Consider the following 18,350-nt stretch of genomic DNA (forward strand, 5'->3'; position numbering starts at 1 on the left):
CCACTGCCCGGAAAAATGAATCGTGGCCATTGCGCGAAGTTGCTTTCCGGCCGGACGCGTCGTGGTGCTGATTCACATCGACGGCCCCGGGCAAGACCATCATCGCCCGGGGCGCACATGTCTACGTAGTCACGCTGACGCTGGGTTCGAGCGCAGAGTGACTTTCCCCTGCCCCAGGCCGGATCTTGAACCAGATCGAGTACATGGCCGGCAAAAACACCAACGTAAGAATCGTTCCGGCGAACGTTCCTCCGATCAGCGTATAAGCCAGCGTGCCCCAGAACACGGAATGGGTCAGTGGAATGAACGCCAGCATCGCGGCAACCGCCGTCAGGATCACGGGCCTCGAGCGCTGCAGGGTGGCCTCCACTACCGCATCGAACGGCGCCATGCCCGCACGCGTGTTCTCTTCGATCTGGCCGATCAGGATCAGCGTGTTTCGCATCAGGATGCCGGAGAGCGCAATGAGCCCCACCAATGCGTTGATGCCGAAGGGCTGATTGAACAGCAGGAGTGTCGGCACCACGCCGATCAAACCCAGCGGACTGGTCGCGAACACCATCATGGTCGCGGCAATCGAGCGCGTCTGGAAAATGATGATGAGCAGCGTCAGCGCAATCATGATCGGGAACAGCGGCGCGAGCGCATTGGTCGCCTTGTTGGCCTCCTCGATGGAGCCGGCCTCCTCGATCCGGTAACCGCTCGGCAGCTTCGCGATGATCGGCTGCAGTTGCGCGAGCATCGCGGTCGATACGTCGGGCGGTTGCAATCCTTCAGCGATATCGCCGCGCACGGTGATCGTCGGCGTTCGATCGCGACGGCGCAGGATCGGATCCTCCATGCGGATGTCGACCTTGCCGACCTGCGAGAGCGGCACCCGCTGCCCTGCGTTACCGATCAGCGTGAATCCCTCGATCCGTTGCGGGTCGAGCCGGGTGTCTCCCGCCGAACGCGCGACCAGTTCCACCGAACGAATGTCCTCGCGCACGTGCGTGACGGGAATGCCGGTCAGCAGGAATTGCAGTTGCTGCGCGACCGAGCTGGACGTCAGCCCGAACGACCCGAGACGCGTCTGATCGAGCGTGAAATGCACGGTGGGAACGCGCGGCCCCCAGTCGGCGTTCACCGTTCGCATCATCGGGCTGGCGTTCATGGTCCGCTCGACCTGCGCGGCGATGGTGCGCAACGTCCCCGCGTCCGGGCCCATGACCCTGAACGCGACGGGGTAAGGCGAGTAAGGGCCGAACACCAGCTGCGTGACGCGAACCTGCGCGCCGGGCACCAGTCCTTCGGCGACGACCTTGCGCAGACGGAACTTGAGCGCTTCCCGCTGGTGCTCGTCGTTCGTGCGGATCACGATCTTCGAGAAGGACGAATCCGGCAGTTCCGGAGACATGGCCAGATAGAAGCGCGGCGCGCCCTGCCCGATGTACGAGGTCACGATCTGCGCTTCCGGCTGCTTCGCAAGCCACGCCTCGACCTTTTCCGTCGCCGACGCGGTCTGCTCGATCGAAGTCCCGTAGGGCATCTGCACTTCGACGAGCACCTCCGGGCGATCGGACGTCGGGAAGAACTGCTTCTTCACCAGCCCCATGCCCATCACGGCGATCACGAACGATGCCACCACGATCCCGGCGACCATCCACTTGCGTCCGATCACGCGCCCGAGGAAACGGCGAAAGCGCTGGTAGTTCCGCGTGTTGTAGATCGCTGCGTGGCCGCCTTCGATCACGGCAATGTCGGGTAACAGCTTGACGCCGAGGTACGGTGTAAAGACGACGGCCACGACCCACGACGTGATCAGCGCGATGCCGACGATCCAGAACATGTTGCTCGTGTATTCGCCGGCCGTCGAGCGCGCGAAGCCGTTCGGCATGAAGCCGACCGCCGTGACCAGCGTGCCCGACAGCATCGGCGCGGCCGTATGGCTCCACGCGTAAGCCGACGCCTGGACGCGGTTGTAGCCCTCCTCCATTTTCACGACCATCATCTCGATGGCGATGATCGCGTCGTCGACGAGCAGGCCCAGCGCGAGAATCAGCGAACCGAGCGTGATGCGGTCGAAGCTCTTGCCGGTGGCGGCCATCACGACGAAGACCCCCGCGAGCGTCAGCGGGACCGCCGCCGACACGACGATGCCGACGCGCCATCCCATGCTCGCGAAGCTCACGACCATCACCACGAGCAGCGCGACGAAGAACTTGACCATGAATTCGTCGACGGCCGAATGGATATTGACGGCCTGGTCGGTCACCTTCGTGAGGCTCATGCCCAGCGGCATCCCGGCATTGATCGATGCGACCTCCGCGTCGAGCGCCTTGCCGAGGTTGAGCCCGTTCCAGCCGTCCCGCATCACGACGCCGAGCAGCAACGCCGGTTCGCCGTTGTTGCGAATCTGGAACGTGGCCGGGTCTTCGTAACCGCGTTCGACGGTCGCCACGTCGGAGAGCTTCAACGTGCGGCCCTGAACGACGATCGGCGTGTCACGAATGGTCTGCAGCTTGTCGAACGCGCCTTCGACACGAATGAATACCTGCGCGCCCGCCGTATCGATCGAACCGGCCGGCGTCAGAACGTTCTGGTTGTTCAACGCGGCAAAGATCTCCTGGGGCGTCACGCCGAGCGTCGCGAGGCGGTCATGCGAAAACGAGACATAGATCCGTTCCGCCTGCTCGCCGATGATGTTCACCTTCTTGACGCCCGGCACATGCAGAAGCCGCTGGCGCAAGCCCTCGGCGTCGCGCACCAGCACTCGTTGCGGCTCGCCTTTTGCCTTGAGTGCGAACAGCGCGAACGTTACGTCGGAGTACTCATCGTTGACGAGCGGGCCGATCACGCCGGGCGGCAGGTTGCCCGCTTCGTCATGCAGCTTCTTGCGTGCCTGATAGAACTCCTCGGGCACGTCCGCGGGCGGCGTACTGTCGAGCAAGGTCACCGTGGTGAAAGCCAGCCCCGGACGCGTATAGGTCTCGGTCCGGTCGTACCAGCGCAGTTCCTGCATGCGCTTTTCGAGCGGCTCGGCCACCTGGTCCTGCATTTCCTGCGCGGTCGCGCCGGGCCATGCCGTGATGACCGTCATCGACTTGACGGTAAAGGGCGGATCTTCGGCCCGCCCCAGTTTCAGGAAGGCAACCACGCCGGCGATCGAGATCAGGATGATCAGAAACAGCGTGACCGAGCGCTCCCGCACCGCGAGCGCCGACAAGTTGAAGCCGCTCATTGCGCCGCTCCTTGCGCGGAGACGGATGCCGCGATCATCTTGTCGTTGGCGAGACGCACATGCTCGCCGTCGTGCAACAACTGGGCTCCGAGCGCGACGACCTGGTCGCCGTCGCGAAGGTCGCCCGTCACCGTCGCACTGTCGTCGCTCAACGCGATGACACGCACCTTGCGCCAGGTCACGCGCGACTGGGCCCGGTCGACCGTCCAGACCCCGGTGCCCGTGCCCGGATCGAACACGGCGCCGACCGGGACCACCATGCCGGCGGGTGCGTGGCCGGCATCGCCGGCAAGATCGAGCGTCACGGTCGCGCCGAGCGGCGCATTCGACAGCGCGCCCTGGAGGACGTACCGCGCCTCGTAGGTCCGTGTCAGCCGATCGGCGGAGTCGGAGAGCTGACGCAGGACGGCGGGAACAGGCTTCTGGGCCGCGCCGTACAGCGTCGCCTCGGCGATCGAGCCGGATGCGGGACGCAGCGTCTCGGGAAGCTGGACGACGGCCTCGCGGGGGCCGGCATGCGCGAGCCGCACGACGATTTGTCCCGGCGCGACGACCTGGCCGGGCTCCGCCAGCGTCTCGACCACCACGCCGTCGGCGTCCGCCATGACGACAGCGTAGCTGGACGCATTGTTGGCGAGCACGGCCTGCGCCTGCGCCGCGACGAGCTGGGCCTTGGCGGAGTCCGCCGCTGCCTTCAGCTGGTCATAGGTCGACGCCGAGACCGCGCCTGCCGCGACGAGATCCCGATAGCGCGCCTCATCGGCGGCGGTCTGCGTCGCGCGTGCCTGCGCGGCATCCACGAGCTTCTGCTGCGCACGGGCCTGCAGCCCCAGGTCGATCGGATCGATGCGCATCAGCGGCTGGCCGCGCTTGACCGTCTGGCCAGCGTCGACCAGCCGCTCGATGACCTTGCCCTGAACCCGGAAACCGAGATCGCTCTGAACGCGGGCGCCCACGACACCCGAAAACGACCGGCTCGCCCCTGCCGCGCCGTGAACGGCGCTCATACGTACAAGTGGCGCCTCGGTACGCGGATCGGCGGCCGGATGCTCGCCGCATGCCGCGAGCGCAAGCGAAGCCACGCCCAATGTGTAGACAAAATGATGGCGCCGGAACATGAGGTCCCCTCTCGCAAAGAACAGGAGCCCTCATTCTGATACCAGTGACCAATTCAGTCAACAGTCACAACACGATTCATGGAGCGAGACTTCTGAGTACCAGGTTCGCAAGTTGGGTCGTCGCCTCTTCCGCACCCTCGAGGTTGTACTGGAGCAGCAGCGGATTGAAATAGGGCTTCATCACCAGGAAGATCGCGTTCACCGCCTCGTCCTGCGGGGTCTTGCGTTCGAATTCGCCGGTTTCGCGCCCGAGCCGCAGGATCTCGGCGACGAGTTGCCGGATCTGGTCCTCATAACCCTGGACCGATGGCCAGGGTGATGCGGCCGACACGGCGGCGATGTCGTAAAGCTTGCGATCCTGGAAGAAGAGCTCGCTTCCCGATGAAAGCAAGGTCTTGAACATACAGCGAAATTTTTCCGTCGCACTGTGTACGCCGTCGATGTTTTCCCTGACGGCGGTGATCATCGCCGCGAGGCGATTCGCGCAGATGACTTGACCGATCGCCTGTTTGGAATCGAAGAATTTGTAGATATAGGCTTTTGAAAACCCGATTTCCTTCGCGAGGTCGGAAACGGTGGTCTTTTCGTAGCCGTAGCGGCTGAAGTATTCCGTTGCGGCGTCGACGATCTGGGCGCGAACTTCGTGGTCCGAGGGGCCGCGGGACGGGGAGGCGGAGGGAGTCGGTTTGTTCATGTCTCAAGCTTAGCCCCTCACTCGCGAGTTGACAACGTGTGACCATATTGTATATTGGTCACACCATCCGCCCTCCGTTGCACTCCCGAAATGATCATGCCCTTGCACCGTTCACTTGTTCTCCTGACCAGCGTCGCCGCCCTTTCGGCGTGCGCCGTGGGTCCCGACTACCACCGCCCGGATGCGCCGCTGGCGCAGCACTACATGACCCAGCCGCCCGCCGGCACGGCAAAGGCTCCGGTTGCCGATCTGTCCGCGTGGTGGGAAAGCTTCAACGACCCGCTGCTCACGCGTTACGTTTCGCTGGCGCTGGCGCAGAACCTGGACCTGGCCCAGGCCGTTGCGCAAATCACTCAGGCGCGTGCGCGCCTCGGCACGGCCAACGCGGCGCTCCTCCCGTCGGCTTCGGTTTCCGCGTCGGCGGCCCGTGCCTATCAGTCCGTCGACACGCCGTTGGGGCAGTTGCTCAATGCCACGCCGGGTTACGCGCGCTGGGGCACCGAGTACGAAACCAACCTGGAGGCCGGTTGGGAGATCGACATCTTTGGCGGTCTGCGCCGTCAGCGTGAAGCCGCGCTCGCCGATTACTCCGCGACGCAGGCGGCGGCGGTCGCCACCCGCCTTGCCGTCGCGGCCCAGACCGCTGACATCTACGTCACGATCCGCGGGCTTCAGACTCGCCTGGACATCGCGACCCGGCAGGTGCAGACGCAGCAGGCGCTGCTCGCGGACGTGAAACTCCTGTATTCGAAGGGTGCGGCGGCCGACTATCAGGTTCAGCAGGCGCAAGGCGCGCTCGACCAGGTTCAGGCCGGCGTGCCCGTCCTGCTCGCGGCGCTCGATGCAGCGTCGAACGCCCTCGACGTGATGCTCGGCTCCCCTCCCGGCACGCACCGCGCGGAGCTGAGCCCGCCGTCCGTGATCCCCGTTGCGCCGTCGCTCGCGGAAATGGGCACGCCGGCCGATCTGCTGCAAAGACGTCCCGACCTGATCGCCGCCGAACGTCACCTCGCCGCGGCCAATGCGCGCATTGGCGCCGCGATCGGCGAGTACTACCCGACGGTCTCGCTGAACGCCTTCCTCGGCAGCGCGACCGCCGCCGCCACCGGCACGTTGTTCTCGGGCGGCGCCAACCAGGCGGCCGGCCTCGTCGGGCTACGCTGGCGCCTGTTCGATTTCGCACGCATCGGCGCCGATGTCGAAGCGGCGAAAGGCGCCGACGCGCAAGCGCTCGCGGCCTATCGGCAGGCCGTGCTCCGCGCGTCCGAGGACGTCGAAAACTCGCTCTCGTCATTGGTGAACCGACAGGCGCAGGCGGCCACGCTGTCGCATGCCGAGTCGTCGTTTTCCCGCGCCAAGGATGCGTCGATGACCGCGTACCGCAGCGGTGCGGCGAGTTTCATCGACGTATTGCACGCCAACGAGACGCTGCTCCAGGCCGCCGACGCGCGTGCGCAAGCACAAACGGAATCCGCACGTGCGGCGATCTCGACGTTCAAGGCGCTCGGCGGCGGCTGGGATCCGGCAGCGCACGTCGGGCAGACATCGCTGACTTCACGCTGACGAAGCCGCCCAGCATTGGCGCGCGCGACGAAACCCGCGCACTTTCCGGGTTCGCGCGAGTGCGAACCGCACCATTGCCGTGCGCGTCGCGCCCGCAATCGAGCAGCGTCTCGCGCGTCACAGCACCGATCGCGCGGCCGTCATCGAATTGCGCTAAATTGGGCCTGATTTCGTTTGAACCCGCCGTCGGGTAAAGGCACGCAATGCCCGTACGGGCGCACTCCAGGGCGCGAAGAATGAACGACAAGGATCCTGTCGATTTCGGGCAACCCGTTGCAGACGACACGCTCGCCAGACGGTTTCTCCTGCGAGATGCGCCCACCGTACGGGCCGGCGTTTTCTCCCACGGGCAACCGATCTCGTTCACCCGGTTGATCAACCCGCGGCCCCAACCGGGGCGCTCGCTCACGCCGCAACCGGAAGAAGCCTTTGTCTTCCAGATGCCGCTGATAGTCGGCCCCGATCCCGGCCTCCGTTATTCGAGCGGCAACCTCGATGCTTCCGCATCGTGCAGTCCCGGCAGTTGTTATCTGCTCGACCTGCGCGCGAGCCCGACGCGCCGTCTCGACATGCCGTTCGATACCATGCGGCTCTATCTGGCCCAGGGCGCGATCGAGGAGTTCACCGATCAAAAACGGCGCCGGCGCATAGGCGGGCTCGTGCAGCCGCATCTCGGCGCCAGCGACCCGGTGCTGTTCAGTCTGTCGCATACGCTGCAGGCGGTCCTGCAGCAGCCCGACCTGACGAGTGCGCTGTTCATCGATTACCTCGCGCTGGCGTTTTGCGAACACGTCGTCACACGCTATGGCCGAGCCGATCCGGCACTCCGGCCACGCCGCTCCGGACTCGCTCCGTGGCAGATGCGGCGCATCGAGGATTATTTCGCGTCCCACCTGGACGACAATCCGTCGATCGCCGATCTCGCGCGCGAGTGCAATCTCTCCACCAGCTACTTCGGCGAAGCCTTCAAGCAGACCACCGGCAGCACGCCCCATCAGTGGCTGCTCAAGCGCCGTATCGAGCGCGCGAAATCGCTGTTGCGGGAAACCGATGCGAGCCTGGCCAGCATCGCATCGGACTGCGGATTTTTCGACCAGAGTCATTTTTCACGCGTGTTCTCGCGTCTCGAGGGATGCGGGCCGAAAGACTGGGCGCAGCGGAACCGATAGCACCGGACAAATGCAAACGTCGTGAGCGGCGCGCGTGCGCCCGCTCGATACGCGTCGACTCACCACGCCCCCCCGCCTCCCGATCCGAATTCAGCCACTGCCCCCGGTATTCGACGCTCGTCCGCGAATCGTCCAACGAATCGTTGTTTTATACAAGATCGCGCGGGCACCCCGCAGGTACGCTTCTCTCACATCGAATCGCCGATGCCTCCGTGGCTCGTCACTCGTTGATCGGGTGGCCATCGCGGTCCGGCCGTTTCATTTCGGCGCACCTGCCGAGACAGCACGTAGGTTTTCCCGTAAAGCCCCGCGCGGCCGCCCGCCCCGAAACGGCGTGGCGCTGCGCCGGTCCGCCCAACCCTCCTGGAGTCGACGCATGAAGAATCGCGATACGTCTACGCGTCTTGATCACGCAACGGGTGCGCCCGTCACCGACAATCTGAACATTGAAACGGCCGGCCCGCGCGGTCCCGCGCTGCTGCAGGATATCTGGCTGATCGAGAAACTCGCGCACTTCGACCGCGAGGTCATTCCCGAACGACGCATGCACGCCAAAGGATCGGGCGCGCACGGCGTATTCACGGTGACGCACGACATCTCGCGCTACACCAAGGCAAAACTCTTTTCGGAAGTCGGCAAGGCAACGCCGGTATTCATGCGCTTCTCGACCGTCGCCGGCGAGCGCGGCGCCGCGGATGCCGAGCGCGACATCCGCGGCTTCGCGGTGAAGTTCTATACGGAAGAAGGAAACTGGGACATCGTGGGCAACAACACGCCCGTGTTCTTTTTCCGTGACCCGCTGCGTTTTCCCGATCTCAACCATGCGATCAAGCGCGACCCGCGCACGGGACTGCGCAGCGCAAACAGCAACTGGGACTTCTGGACGCTCCTGCCGGAAGCGCTTCACCAGGTCACGATCGTCATGAGCGACAGGGGTATCCCGCGCAGCTATCGCCACATGCATGGATTCGGCAGTCATACGTTCAGCCTCGTCGATGCCGACAATCGGCGAACGTGGGTGAAATTCCACTTCCGTACACAGCAAGGCATCGCGAATCTGACCGACGGCGAAGCCGAACAGCTCGTGGGCAAGGATCGCGAAACGCATGGCCGCGACCTTTACGAAAGTATCGAACGCGGCGACTTCCCGCGCTGGACCCTCTTCATTCAGGTGATGAACGACGATGAAGCCAGGGCGCTGCCGTTCAACCCGTTCGACCTGACCAAGGTCTGGCCGAAAAGCGATTTCCCGTTGATCGAGGCAGGCGTGCTCGAATTGAACCGCAACCCGGGCAATTATTTCGCCGAGGTCGAGCAGGCGGCATTCTCGCCCGCGAACGTCGTGCCCGGCATCGGCTTTTCGCCGGACAAGATGCTGCAGGCGCGGCTGTTCTCTTATGGCGACACGCAACGTTATCGGCTGGGCGTGAACTTCAATCACATTCCCGTCAATGCGCCGAAGTGCCCCTTCCACAGCTACCACCGCGACGGCGCCATGCGCACCGACGACAACCTCGGCGGCACACCGTCCTACTACCCGAACAGTTCCGGCGAGTGGGAAGTGCGGCCCGATCTTCACGAGCCGCCGCTGCGGATCGAAGGCGACGCCGCACATTGGGACCACCGCGTGGACGTCGATCACTTCGCGCAGCCCGGAAATCTGTTTCGCCTGATGAGCCAGGCGCAGCAACAATTGCTGTTCGATAACACCGCTCGCCAGATGGCCTCCGTCCACGCGCATATCCAGGAGCGCCACATCGTCAATTGCGCGAAGGCCGACCCCGAGTACGGCGCGGGCGTTCGCGACGCGTTGGCAAGAATCGGGGCAACGACTGCGACGAAGTAGCCGGCCATGCGCGTGCGGCGTCCGCCACGACGCCGGCATCCGCTCACATTTCGATGGAGAACCGTCATGTCGCAGGTCATTCAGGATGTCGCCGTGCCCGACAGTCAGCTTGCGCGGGAAATTACCGAGTTCGTGCGCGACACGTCCACCCCGCTGCTCTTTCATCATTCGAGCCGCGTCTATTTGTTCGGCGCCCTGGAGGGCGCGCGCCGCGGCCTGAAATTCGATCCGGAACTGTTGTACGCGGGCGCCATGTTCCATGACATCGGCCTCACCGGCGCGTACAGCAGCGCCACCGAACGCTTCGAAGTCGACGGAGCCAATGCGGCCCGCGAGTTTCTCTCGGGCCGGGGCATCACCGCGGCCGACATCGATCTCGTCTGGACGGCCATTGCGCTGCATACCACGCCGGGCATTCCGCGCCATATGCACCCGGTCGTTGCACTGGTGACCGCCGGGGTCGAGATGGATGTGCTCGGACTTTCATACCACGCGTTCTCGCACGAGGAACGCGAAGCCGTGACGCGTGCGCATCCGCGTCCGCCGCACTTCAAGGAAGAGATCATTCAGGCGTTCTACAACGGCATCAAGCACAAACCGGAGACCACGTTCGGCAACGTGAAAGCCGACGTGATCGCCGACAAGGAGCCTCATTTTCATCGGGGGAATTTCTGTTCCGTCATCCGCAACTCGGCATGGCCGGGTTGACGATGCGGTGTCCCGCGCATCGATGCCCGGCCAGTCGCGCCGCGCCAACCGATCGCGACCGCATGCTGGTCCGCATAGGCAGAAAACACCGGCGATCGCATCGTGCGAGACGGCAGGCCGGTGTCCATCAACGGAATCATTCACACTGAGGTGAACATCATGGGCAAGCTTGCAGGGAAAGTCGCCGTTGTAACCGGTGCATCGAAGGGTATCGGCGCCGCCATCGCCAAGGCGCTCGCGGCAGACGGCGCGTCGGTCGTCGTGAACTACGCAAGCAGCAAGGCCGGCGCGGACGACGTCGTGTCCGCCATCACCACGGCCGGTGGGAAAGCCGTTGCCGTGGGCGGCGACGTGTCGAAGGCGGCCGACGCGAAAGGCATCGTCGATGCGGCGATCGAAACGTATGGCCGCCTCGACATCCTCGTCAACAACTCGGGCGTCTACGAGTTCGCACCGATCGAAGCGTTCACGGAAGCGCAATACCGCAGGCAGTTCGACATCAACGTGCTCGGGGTCCTGCTCACGACACAGGCCGCCGTCCAGCACCTCAGCGAAGGCGCCAGCATCATCAATGTCAGCTCGGTCGTCTCGACGCTCACACCGGCGACGACCGCCGTCTACAGCGGCACGAAAGGCGCGGTGGATTCCATCACCGGCGCGCTCGCACGTGAACTCGGGCCGCGCGGTATTCGCGTGAACACGATCAATCCGGGCGTGATCGTGACCGAAGGCGCGCAAAGCGCCGGGGTGATCGGGTCGGAGTTCGAGCATTCGGCGGTCAGCCAGACGCCGCTCGGGCGCGTGGGCAGACCGGACGACATCGCATCGATTGCGGTTTTCCTCGCTTCCGACGACGCAAAGTGGCTGACGGGCGAGCACATCGTCGCCAGTGGCGGCATGCGCTGACGCAGGTTCGCGAAACCGCGGGCGTACGGTCGGCCTCGACATCGACAAACAGAAATGTGACGGTCGTTCCGGATCGCCCGCGGTTCAGTACGTTGCCGCGTGAAATCGAAGCGTGACGACTGCAGTCGCTGAAACGAAACGACGATGCCCACACTTCCAGAAGCGTGACCCGCATGCGCGGGTCGCTGCTCGCCGCCACGCTGAAAACCGGCGGACGCCGGTGCGACGAGCCGTTTGCGATCGCCAGCTCGACATCATGCTCCGTATTGCCCTGCCGCCACAAAGCAGCCATTCGAATCGCGGCTTAAAGCTTCAACTTTCTATTTGCCCTCTCAACGCACGTACGCTTTATCCAGACGCATTCTGCATTGCCAACTGCCCAAGCGGGATTCATGTCAAAGGCAAAACGCGCCGGGCAACGGTATAACCAAGCGAAATTTCTACATCAGGTGCATGTTGACAGACATCGGGATCGTTCCATGCACTTGCCAGCGGTAGCCAGCCTGACAGAAAGCCTGTTCCGCCGCAGATGGCGCCCCCACCGTCGCCGCCGAACGTCAGTCCTGCCTGGGTCGTCAACTCCATCTTGTACGGATCGGAGGCAATGTGCAGACCGAATGCGTTCGCGACGCGATGGAATTCCCAGTCACGACGAAAGCCAGCCTCTGGCCGTTCAAGCTGGCCGGAGGAGAGAGCCCACTGGCGTCGCCACGTGGCTTCCTCGGGGCTGATGTCGGTTGGATAGCGATCGCAGGGCACATGATCGCCCCACCGAAACAGCGTGGTCGCGCCAGTACCGCAGAGATATTCCCATTCGTCCGGAGTCGGCAGACGGAATCCCGCTTCGATGAAGTTCGTCGCAATTGCCGCATGTGACAGGTCGTTCTCATCGGCCCGCTCAGCAATGATGTGACCGCTATCGGTGACTGTCACACGGGTGGTGACGTCACCGAAGCTGGTCACGCCGCGCGGATGCTGCTGCAACAGCGCCTGCACTTCTGCATCTGAGGAATCGATCTGCCGCCAGCCCACCTCCGCGTATTGATTTTCGACCAGTAGCGGAGCCACTGTTGCGGTCCTGATCTCGCTGGTACGGGCGTCGACATAATCGTGCAACGATTCTTCGATGCCGTATTCCTGAGCGGTATCCCGCCAGCTTTCGATCATGTCGGGTGTCGGTGTCCAATTGGCTACATCAAAGCCTAATTGGACGGTGTTGCCCGGAATTAGCGAGAAACGTGCTGTCCCTAGAGTGAACTGAGCTATTTCACATTGTCGGCCCGCGAGCTCGAATGAGCGAACCGCGTCGAAAGCAAACCCGGTGGGCAACACTTGTGCAAGTTCGTACGATGCGTGCTCTCGTTGAGAAGGCGATGCATGCTGCCATTCGGAAAAATTATCATACAAAGCCATCTCTGAACTCTCTTGGTGAAGTGACTGTGTCTTTTTGCCGTGAAATGGTATGACTCTAACTCGGCCCCAGAAATGATAAGTCGCAATCGCGGGCGAGACTGCCAAAAACTGTCACGAATGGTGTTCGTTACAGGTCGAATTGTCGGCGATGTGGAGCGCAATGGCGGATGTCCATAACTGGCCGAATAGCGCCAGACGTTCGCCACCCTGCTACCGCCCTTCGAATCCGAATGGATTGAACTCCGGCATTGATAGACTTGTGCCCGACGTTTTCGTCCCTGAACACCTCGTATCAATGCCCCCAAAGTCCAGCCAGGCTGACGTGCGTGATTTGAGGAACCAGTGGCAAAGCGTCTTGGCGGCTGCCAAAATGGCGCCCCCCGCAGCCGCCTGAGCCACGACGGCGAGCGTGCCAAGTAGCCGCAGCCGCGCGGGAAGTCTCGACCAAGCGGCATCCCAAGCCCTGCGTCGATCATCAGAGGCGTATCTAACAGGTCATCGCTTTGAAATTGTCATTTGAAGTTCTCGAAGTGCTCGATGCCATAGACCGGACTGGCACGTTCGCGGAAGCGGCCTCGCTGCTTCATCGCGTACCGTCTGCACTGACTTACCTGGTGAAAAAGACAGAGGCTGATCTTGGCGTCGCCCTGTTTGATCGCAACGGCCGGCGTGCGCAGCTGACGGAGGCTGGGCAACTGCTCGTCGAGGACGGTCGTCGTTTGCTGCGAGCCGGGCAGAATCTGGAGAGCAAGGTTCGAAGCGTCCATGCGGGTTGGGAGGCTGAGCTCAGGCTGTGCGTCGACGAGATTCTTCCGTTGCCTTCGTTATGGCCGTACGTGCGTGCTTTCTACGAACTGAATATGACGACACGGCTCCGTTTATCGACCGAAGTGCTCGGCGGCGTTTGGGACGCGCTCGTGACGGGGCGTGCGGATATCGCGATCGGCGCCGCGGGAGAGCCGCCACACGCGCCCAACATTGCAGCAAGGCCCATCGGCCTGTTACGTCACGCTTTTGTCGTGGCGCCTGATCATCCGCTTGCCGTGAACGAAAAGCCACTCGACAGCGGCACAATTTCAAGTCACCGCGGCGTCATCATCAGCGATACGTCGCGTGACCTCGAGCCGAGATCGGTGGCCATTCGTGACGGACAACCGGTCATCGTCGTACCGAACCTGGCCGCCAAAATCGACCTCCTTTGCGAAGGCATGGCCGTCGGCATGCTGCCCGCGCCCGTCGCCGAGGAGTTGATACGCCAGGGCAAGCTCGTGGAGTGCCAGGTAACAGGCGTGCGGTCGCACACGAACTGCTACCTCGGCTGGCGCGAGGATAAGACAGGGCGTGCGTCGAGATGGTGGATCGAACAACTGGATCAGGTCGATCTGATATCCAGGCTTTTCAGCGCGGGCCGCATCGCTGCCTGAAGCAGATGCCCGTCTCGCACCTCGGCGCCGACTCGCCGGATGCGAAAGCACCTGGCCCCGGACTTCGCGTCACGGCCGCACGTGCACGATCCTGCATCTTCGAGTCGCGTCTGTTCGGCAAAACGGTTCGCCCGACCATCGGGAATATCCGGACCCGGGATTTGGGCCGGGCACGCACCGAAACCACCCGGCTCAAGACGTTGGTCGACGACGGTAACGATCCGCGCGAATCGCGGGCAGAACAGCAAGCTGCCCACGAAGCCCGACAAGTTGAAGCGCGACGTCGAGACGTTCCAGACGCTTCCAATGGCGGGCACGGCGCGGTTACAGCCGGAACGGCACGTCGTGGTTCACATCGCGCCCCTCCCCTGATAGCCGGTCCGTAACGACCGGCGCGTCACCGTCCGTCAGATGGGGATGGCGGATTGCCGAAACGACGCGCCATGCGCGGTGTCCGGCAGGCGGTCGCGGCCGCTCAGCCGCGAGCGGAAGGTGCCGGCCGGCGCCGTCGTGCGGTACAGGCCGCGCTTTTTCAGTTCCGGCACGATCAGCTCGGCGAAATCGTCGAGCGTGCCCGGGCTGATCAGCGGATTGAGCATGTAGCCGCTCGTCGTCGACTGGCGCGCATGCTCGGCGAGTTGATCGGCGACCTCGCTGGGCGAGCCGACGAGGATCAGGTCGGTGCCACGCGTGACGCTCGCGAACTTGCGCCGCACGTCACCGGCTGTGAGCGGCTTGCCGCTGCCGTCGGGCCGCACCACATAGGACGTGAGCCCTTCCGTGTGCGTGGTCAGCGGTTCGTCGTCCGCATAGCGGTCGATGTCGATGCCGGTATCGCCCGCATAGCTGACGAGTTGCGCGTGCTGGTGGTAGTGCTGCTGCAGCGTGTGGTATTTCTCCTTCGCGTCGATCGACGAACGCGCGGTCACGATCCGCAGCACGGTCAGCGACTTCACATCGTCCGCCGCGCGGCCGCGCTCCGTCGCCAGCCGGCGAATCTCGTCGAGGCCCGCACGAATCTCGTGCGGATTCGACTTCGCGACGAACACCACCTCCGCGTGCTTCGCCGCGAATTCGCGCCCCCGCCCGGACCAGCCGGCCTGGATCAGCACGGGCGAGCGCTGCGGCGAGGGCGCGCAGACGTGCGGCCCCTGCACGCGATAGTGCGTGCCTTCGTGCGCGATCGGCCGCACGCGGTTGCCGCGCGCATAGCGCGGCGCTTGCTTGTCGGCGACCACCGCATCGTCCGCCCAGCTCCCTTCCCACAGCTTGTACACGACGTCGAGGAATTCCTCCGCGCGCGCATAGCGTTCATCATGGCCGATCATCCGTTCGAGCCCGAAGTTGCGCGCAGCGCTCGTCAGGTAGGACGTCACGATGTTCCAGCCGATCCGGCCGTTGCTCAGATGATCGAGCGTGCTGAAGCGGCGTGCGAGCGCGAACGGATGCTCGTAGGTCGTGCTCGCGGTCACGCCGAACGCGAGCCGCTCGGTCTGCGCGACAAGCGCCGGAATCAACATCATCGGATCGTTCGCGGGCGACTCGACCGCCCACTGCAGCGCGGCATCGGCCGACCCGCCATAGACGTCGTACAGGCCGAGCACGTCCGCGAAGAACAGCATGTCGAGGTCGGCCTGTTCGGCCGTGCGAGCGAGGTTCGACCAGAACGCGAGCGTATTGGCGCGCAGCCGTTCATCGGCGGGGTGGGTCCACAGGCTTGGTGCGCCACCGCAACCGACACTGGCTTGTTCATACAGGGAAAACAGCAACGGGCGAGGATCGGACATCGTAGAAATCGGTATCAGGAAAGGAATCAGTTGGTCGCGGCCCGCGCACCCGACGACGCGCGGCGGCGGCGCCGTGCTGGCGTGCGCTCGTCCGGCGCACGCGTAAGGTAGCGATTGACGTGCTGCTCGAAACGGCCCGCGGGAATGATCAGCAGCGCGACCAGTACCACATAGACGATCGCCGCGCCGGCCAGCGGTTCGTACACGCGCAACGTCTCGAAGCGCAGCGTATTGGCCGTTCCCATCACATCGAACACGGTCACGGTCGAAGCGAGGACGGTCGATTTCAGCAGCAGGATCGCCTCGCCGGTGAGCGCGGGCAGCGCGAGCCGCCATGCGCGCGGGCCGACGATGCGGCGCAGCACCTGCGCGCGCGTCATGCCGTATGCGTGCCCGGCTTCGATCTCGCCGGCCGGCACACCGGCGATCGCGCCGCGCAGGATCGTCGCGACATACGCGCTCTCGTTCACGCTCAACGCGACGATCGCGTACCAGAACGCGTCGCGCAGCAGCGGCGATGCCCAGCTGTCGCGCATCCATTCGCGCGGCACGATTTGCCCGAATCCGTAGTACAGCAAATAGAGCTGAACGAGCAGCGGCGTGCCGCGAATGAGCATGATCCAGCCGCGCGCGGACCAGCGCAGCGGCGCATGGCGCGCGCCGGCGGCGAGCGCGAGCGGCACGCCCAGCAGCACGCTGGCCGCGCCCGACACGAGGGTCAGCGCGAGCGTCGTCGGCACCGCGGCGAGCAGCTTCGGCATCACCGTGTCGAGCAGGAATGGCAGCGAGAAGATCATGCGGTTGCGCGCCTCGTGCCACGGTTCGCGTGGCGCTCGAGCGCCGCGAAGAGTCCCGTCGACACGATGCTCAGCAACAGGAACAGCGCGGCCGTGACGAGATAGAAGAATACGTAGTGGCGCGTCGCGCCGGCCGCGAGCTGGCTCGCCTTCAGCAGATCCGTGAACGAGCCGAGCACGCTGATGAACGACGCATCCTTGGTCGCGTTGAGCCACACGTTGCCCGTGCCCGGCAACGCGAGCCGCGCGGCGGCCGGAAGCCGGATTCGCGCGAACGTCTGCCACGGCGTCATCCCGTACGCATGCGCGGCTTCGATCTGCCCGGCCGGCAAGTTGACGAGCGCTGCGCGGAAGATGTCGGTCAGATACGCACCCTGGATGAACCCGAGCGACAGCGCCGCGACGAGGAACGGCGGGAACGCGAAGCCTTCGGGCACGAGGCCGCCGCGGTGCAGCGCGGCCTCGACGGCGGGCGCGAGCGCATAGAACGCGAGCAGCAGGCACAACAGCTCGGGCAGCGCGCGCACCAGCGTCGTGTAGAGCCGCGCGAGCCACGCGAGCGGCGCGTGGCGCGACAGCTTGCCGAGCGCGCCGGCGATGCCGAGCAGCACGCCGGTGCCGAACGACGCTGCCGCGACGCCGAACGTCAGCGCGAACGCGCCCGCGAACACGCGGCCATAACCGCCGTCGCCGAATGCGAGCAACGCGAGCAGCGAATCGTCCGCGGCCATCGCGTCAGCGGCCCTTCTCGATCGTGCCCTTCAGGTTCGGATAGCGGGCGGTGATCGCATCCCACGTACCGTCCTGCTGCAGTTGCGCGATCGCGGTCGACAGCTTGCCGCGCAGCGCATCGCCCTGGCGCACGCCCGCGCCGATGCCGAGGCCCAGCACCGGGTTGTCCGCGCAGGTCGCCTTGACCTCGAAGTCCTTGCCGTCGCGCGACGCGAGGAATGCCGTAAACAGCCCCTTGCCTTCCTGCACGTAGTCGACCCGGCCGGACACCAGATCCGCGAGCGCGTTGTCGAACTTGTCGAAGGCCTTGATCTGCGCGTCCGGCTTGAAGCGGGAGTCGAGGAACGCCGAGAAGTTCGTGCCGGCCTCGACGCCGATCACGCGGCCCTTGAAGCTCGCGGGCACCGCGCAATCGACGCGGCGCCGGTCGCTTTTCGCGCCGACGAACACCGTCGGCGACTCGTAATAGGCACGGCTGAAATCGATCGCCTTCTGCCGTTCGCCGGTAATCGTCATCGACGACCAGATCACGTCGATCTTGCGGTTCTGCAATGCCGGAATCAGGCCGTCCCACGCAATGTCGGTGAGTTCGCACCGCACGTTCAGTTTGCCGCATGCGGCATCGAGCAGGTCGATTTCCCAGCCCTTCCACTTGCCGGCCGCGTCCTTCGAGAAGAACGGCGGATACGACTCGGCGTCGATGCCGACGCGCAACGTCGGCTGGGCTGCATGGGAAGCCGGCACGAGGCCGAGTACGAACAGCGCGGCCGCGGCACGGCGGACCCTGGAACGCATCAAACGATTCATGTGGCGAATTTCTGAAATAACGTCGAAACGACCGGCGTTGCAGCCGGCAGGAGGCCAGACTGTAAAGCGCGCGCAAGCGTGTACCAAATGGTTATTTTTTCGATGGATATCTGATCGCGCGATATGGCGCAACGGCGCACCGCCGAACGCGAAGCACGGTGCACCG

The 18,350-nt window shown here is 64.4% G+C and carries 14 protein-coding genes and 1 pseudogene; 7 read left to right on the forward strand and 8 right to left on the reverse strand.

Translation table 11 applies throughout. From position 1 onward, the window contains the following. Nucleotides 1-121: 121 nt before the first annotated feature. The 3 genes from DPV79_RS19420 to DPV79_RS19430 all read right to left on the reverse strand — a co-directional run bounded on the left by DPV79_RS19420 (nt 122) and on the right by DPV79_RS19430 (nt 5,032). Nucleotides 122-3,220, reverse strand: coding sequence for an efflux RND transporter permease subunit (locus DPV79_RS19420; RefSeq protein WP_113046225.1), 3,099 nt, complete (start codon nt 3,218-3,220; stop codon nt 122-124). Beyond that, a complete protein-coding gene (locus DPV79_RS19425) occupies nt 3,217-4,338 on the reverse strand; it encodes an efflux RND transporter periplasmic adaptor subunit (protein ID WP_113046226.1) in 1,122 nt (373 codons plus the stop codon). The genes DPV79_RS19420 and DPV79_RS19425 overlap by 4 nt, the downstream gene beginning before the upstream one ends. A gap of 76 nt (nt 4,339-4,414) precedes the next feature. Continuing rightward, nucleotides 4,415-5,032, reverse strand: a complete 618-nt coding sequence (locus tag DPV79_RS19430) for a TetR/AcrR family transcriptional regulator (protein ID WP_048022517.1) — start codon at nt 5,030-5,032, stop codon at nt 4,415-4,417. A gap of 96 nt (nt 5,033-5,128) precedes the next feature. On the opposite strand from DPV79_RS19430, the gene DPV79_RS19435 reads away from it, so the two are divergent. The 5 genes from DPV79_RS19435 to DPV79_RS19455 all read left to right on the forward strand — a co-directional run bounded on the left by DPV79_RS19435 (nt 5,129) and on the right by DPV79_RS19455 (nt 11,224). Beyond that, entirely contained in the window at nt 5,129-6,595 is a 1,467-nt protein-coding gene (locus DPV79_RS19435) for an efflux transporter outer membrane subunit (protein ID WP_048022556.1), read from the forward strand. Between the two features lie 236 nt (nt 6,596-6,831). Then, nucleotides 6,832-7,764, forward strand: coding sequence for a helix-turn-helix domain-containing protein (locus tag DPV79_RS19440; RefSeq protein ID WP_165843535.1), 933 nt, complete (start codon nt 6,832-6,834; stop codon nt 7,762-7,764). A 376-nt stretch (nt 7,765-8,140) separates the two neighbouring features. Beyond that, nucleotides 8,141-9,610 carry a catalase gene (locus DPV79_RS19445; RefSeq protein WP_113046228.1) on the forward strand — a complete coding sequence of 490 codons (1,470 nt, stop codon included), beginning with the start codon at nt 8,141-8,143 and terminating at the stop codon, nt 9,608-9,610. Between the two features lie 66 nt (nt 9,611-9,676). Then, a complete protein-coding gene (locus tag DPV79_RS19450) occupies nt 9,677-10,318 on the forward strand; it encodes an HD domain-containing protein (RefSeq protein WP_021156918.1) in 642 nt (213 codons plus the stop codon). Nucleotides 10,319-10,477: 159 nt separating this feature from the next. Continuing rightward, complete coding sequence (locus DPV79_RS19455) at nt 10,478-11,224, forward strand: glucose 1-dehydrogenase (protein ID WP_113046229.1); 747 nt, start codon at nt 10,478-10,480, stop codon at nt 11,222-11,224. A gap of 390 nt (nt 11,225-11,614) precedes the next feature. Here the strand turns inward: DPV79_RS19455 and DPV79_RS19460 are convergent, their stop codons facing one another. Beyond that, the gene (locus DPV79_RS19460) at nt 11,615-12,637 is read right to left on the reverse strand and encodes a formylglycine-generating enzyme family protein (RefSeq protein WP_124466815.1); all 1,023 of its coding nucleotides are present in this window, start codon (nt 12,635-12,637) and stop codon (nt 11,615-11,617) included. A 503-nt stretch (nt 12,638-13,140) separates the two neighbouring features. On the opposite strand from DPV79_RS19460, the gene DPV79_RS19465 reads away from it, so the two are divergent. Both DPV79_RS19465 and DPV79_RS19470 read left to right on the forward strand, forming a co-directional pair. Then, entirely contained in the window at nt 13,141-14,061 is a 921-nt protein-coding gene (locus DPV79_RS19465; RefSeq protein WP_113046230.1) for a LysR family transcriptional regulator, read from the forward strand. Nucleotides 14,062-14,099: 38 nt separating this feature from the next. Next, nucleotides 14,100-14,354: pseudogene (locus DPV79_RS19470) on the forward strand (preprotein translocase); the annotation flags it as partial. Nucleotides 14,355-14,468: 114 nt separating this feature from the next. On the opposite strand, the gene DPV79_RS19475 reads toward DPV79_RS19470, so the two are convergent. The 4 genes from DPV79_RS19475 to DPV79_RS19490 are packed head-to-tail and all read right to left on the reverse strand — an operon-like array spanning nt 14,469 to nt 18,184. Continuing rightward, nucleotides 14,469-15,848 carry an LLM class flavin-dependent oxidoreductase gene (locus DPV79_RS19475; RefSeq protein WP_113046232.1) on the reverse strand — a complete coding sequence of 460 codons (1,380 nt, stop codon included), beginning with the start codon at nt 15,846-15,848 and terminating at the stop codon, nt 14,469-14,471. Nucleotides 15,849-15,874: 26 nt separating this feature from the next. Beyond that, on the reverse strand, nt 15,875-16,645 hold the full coding sequence (locus DPV79_RS19480; protein WP_021156913.1) for an ABC transporter permease: 771 nt from the start codon (nt 16,643-16,645) through the stop codon (nt 15,875-15,877). Further along, on the reverse strand, nt 16,642-17,376 hold the full coding sequence (locus DPV79_RS19485) for an ABC transporter permease (protein WP_113046233.1): 735 nt from the start codon (nt 17,374-17,376) through the stop codon (nt 16,642-16,644). The genes DPV79_RS19480 and DPV79_RS19485 overlap by 4 nt, the downstream gene beginning before the upstream one ends. Before the next feature lie 4 nt (nt 17,377-17,380). Continuing rightward, nucleotides 17,381-18,184 carry a transporter substrate-binding domain-containing protein gene (locus DPV79_RS19490; protein ID WP_059496937.1) on the reverse strand — a complete coding sequence of 268 codons (804 nt, stop codon included), beginning with the start codon at nt 18,182-18,184 and terminating at the stop codon, nt 17,381-17,383. Nucleotides 18,185-18,350 lie beyond the last annotated feature (166 nt).

Origin of the sequence: Burkholderia reimsis, assembly GCF_003294055.1 — a bacterium.
Taxonomy (GTDB): domain Bacteria; phylum Pseudomonadota; class Gammaproteobacteria; order Burkholderiales; family Burkholderiaceae; genus Burkholderia; species Burkholderia cepacia.

Coding starts and splice junctions, on each gene's coding strand:
- DPV79_RS19435 (WP_048022556.1), top strand. CDS start 5,129: ATGCCCTTGCACCGTTCACTTGTTCTCCTGACCAGCGTCGCCGCCCTT.
- DPV79_RS19440 (WP_165843535.1), top strand. CDS start 6,832: ATGAACGACAAGGATCCTGTCGATTTCGGGCAACCCGTTGCAGACGAC.
- DPV79_RS19445 (WP_113046228.1), top strand. CDS start 8,141: ATGAAGAATCGCGATACGTCTACGCGTCTTGATCACGCAACGGGTGCG.
- DPV79_RS19425 (WP_113046226.1), bottom strand. CDS start 4,338: ATGTTCCGGCGCCATCATTTTGTCTACACATTGGGCGTGGCTTCGCTT.
- DPV79_RS19480 (WP_021156913.1), bottom strand. CDS start 16,645: ATGATCTTCTCGCTGCCATTCCTGCTCGACACGGTGATGCCGAAGCTG.
- DPV79_RS19455 (WP_113046229.1), top strand. CDS start 10,478: ATGGGCAAGCTTGCAGGGAAAGTCGCCGTTGTAACCGGTGCATCGAAG.
- DPV79_RS19460 (WP_124466815.1), bottom strand. CDS start 12,637: ATGGCTTTGTATGATAATTTTTCCGAATGGCAGCATGCATCGCCTTCT.
- DPV79_RS19450 (WP_021156918.1), top strand. CDS start 9,677: ATGTCGCAGGTCATTCAGGATGTCGCCGTGCCCGACAGTCAGCTTGCG.
- DPV79_RS19430 (WP_048022517.1), bottom strand. CDS start 5,032: ATGAACAAACCGACTCCCTCCGCCTCCCCGTCCCGCGGCCCCTCGGAC.
- DPV79_RS19475 (WP_113046232.1), bottom strand. CDS start 15,848: ATGTCCGATCCTCGCCCGTTGCTGTTTTCCCTGTATGAACAAGCCAGT.
- DPV79_RS19490 (WP_059496937.1), bottom strand. CDS start 18,184: ATGAATCGTTTGATGCGTTCCAGGGTCCGCCGTGCCGCGGCCGCGCTG.
- DPV79_RS19485 (WP_113046233.1), bottom strand. CDS start 17,376: ATGGCCGCGGACGATTCGCTGCTCGCGTTGCTCGCATTCGGCGACGGC.
- DPV79_RS19420 (WP_113046225.1), bottom strand. CDS start 3,220: ATGAGCGGCTTCAACTTGTCGGCGCTCGCGGTGCGGGAGCGCTCGGTC.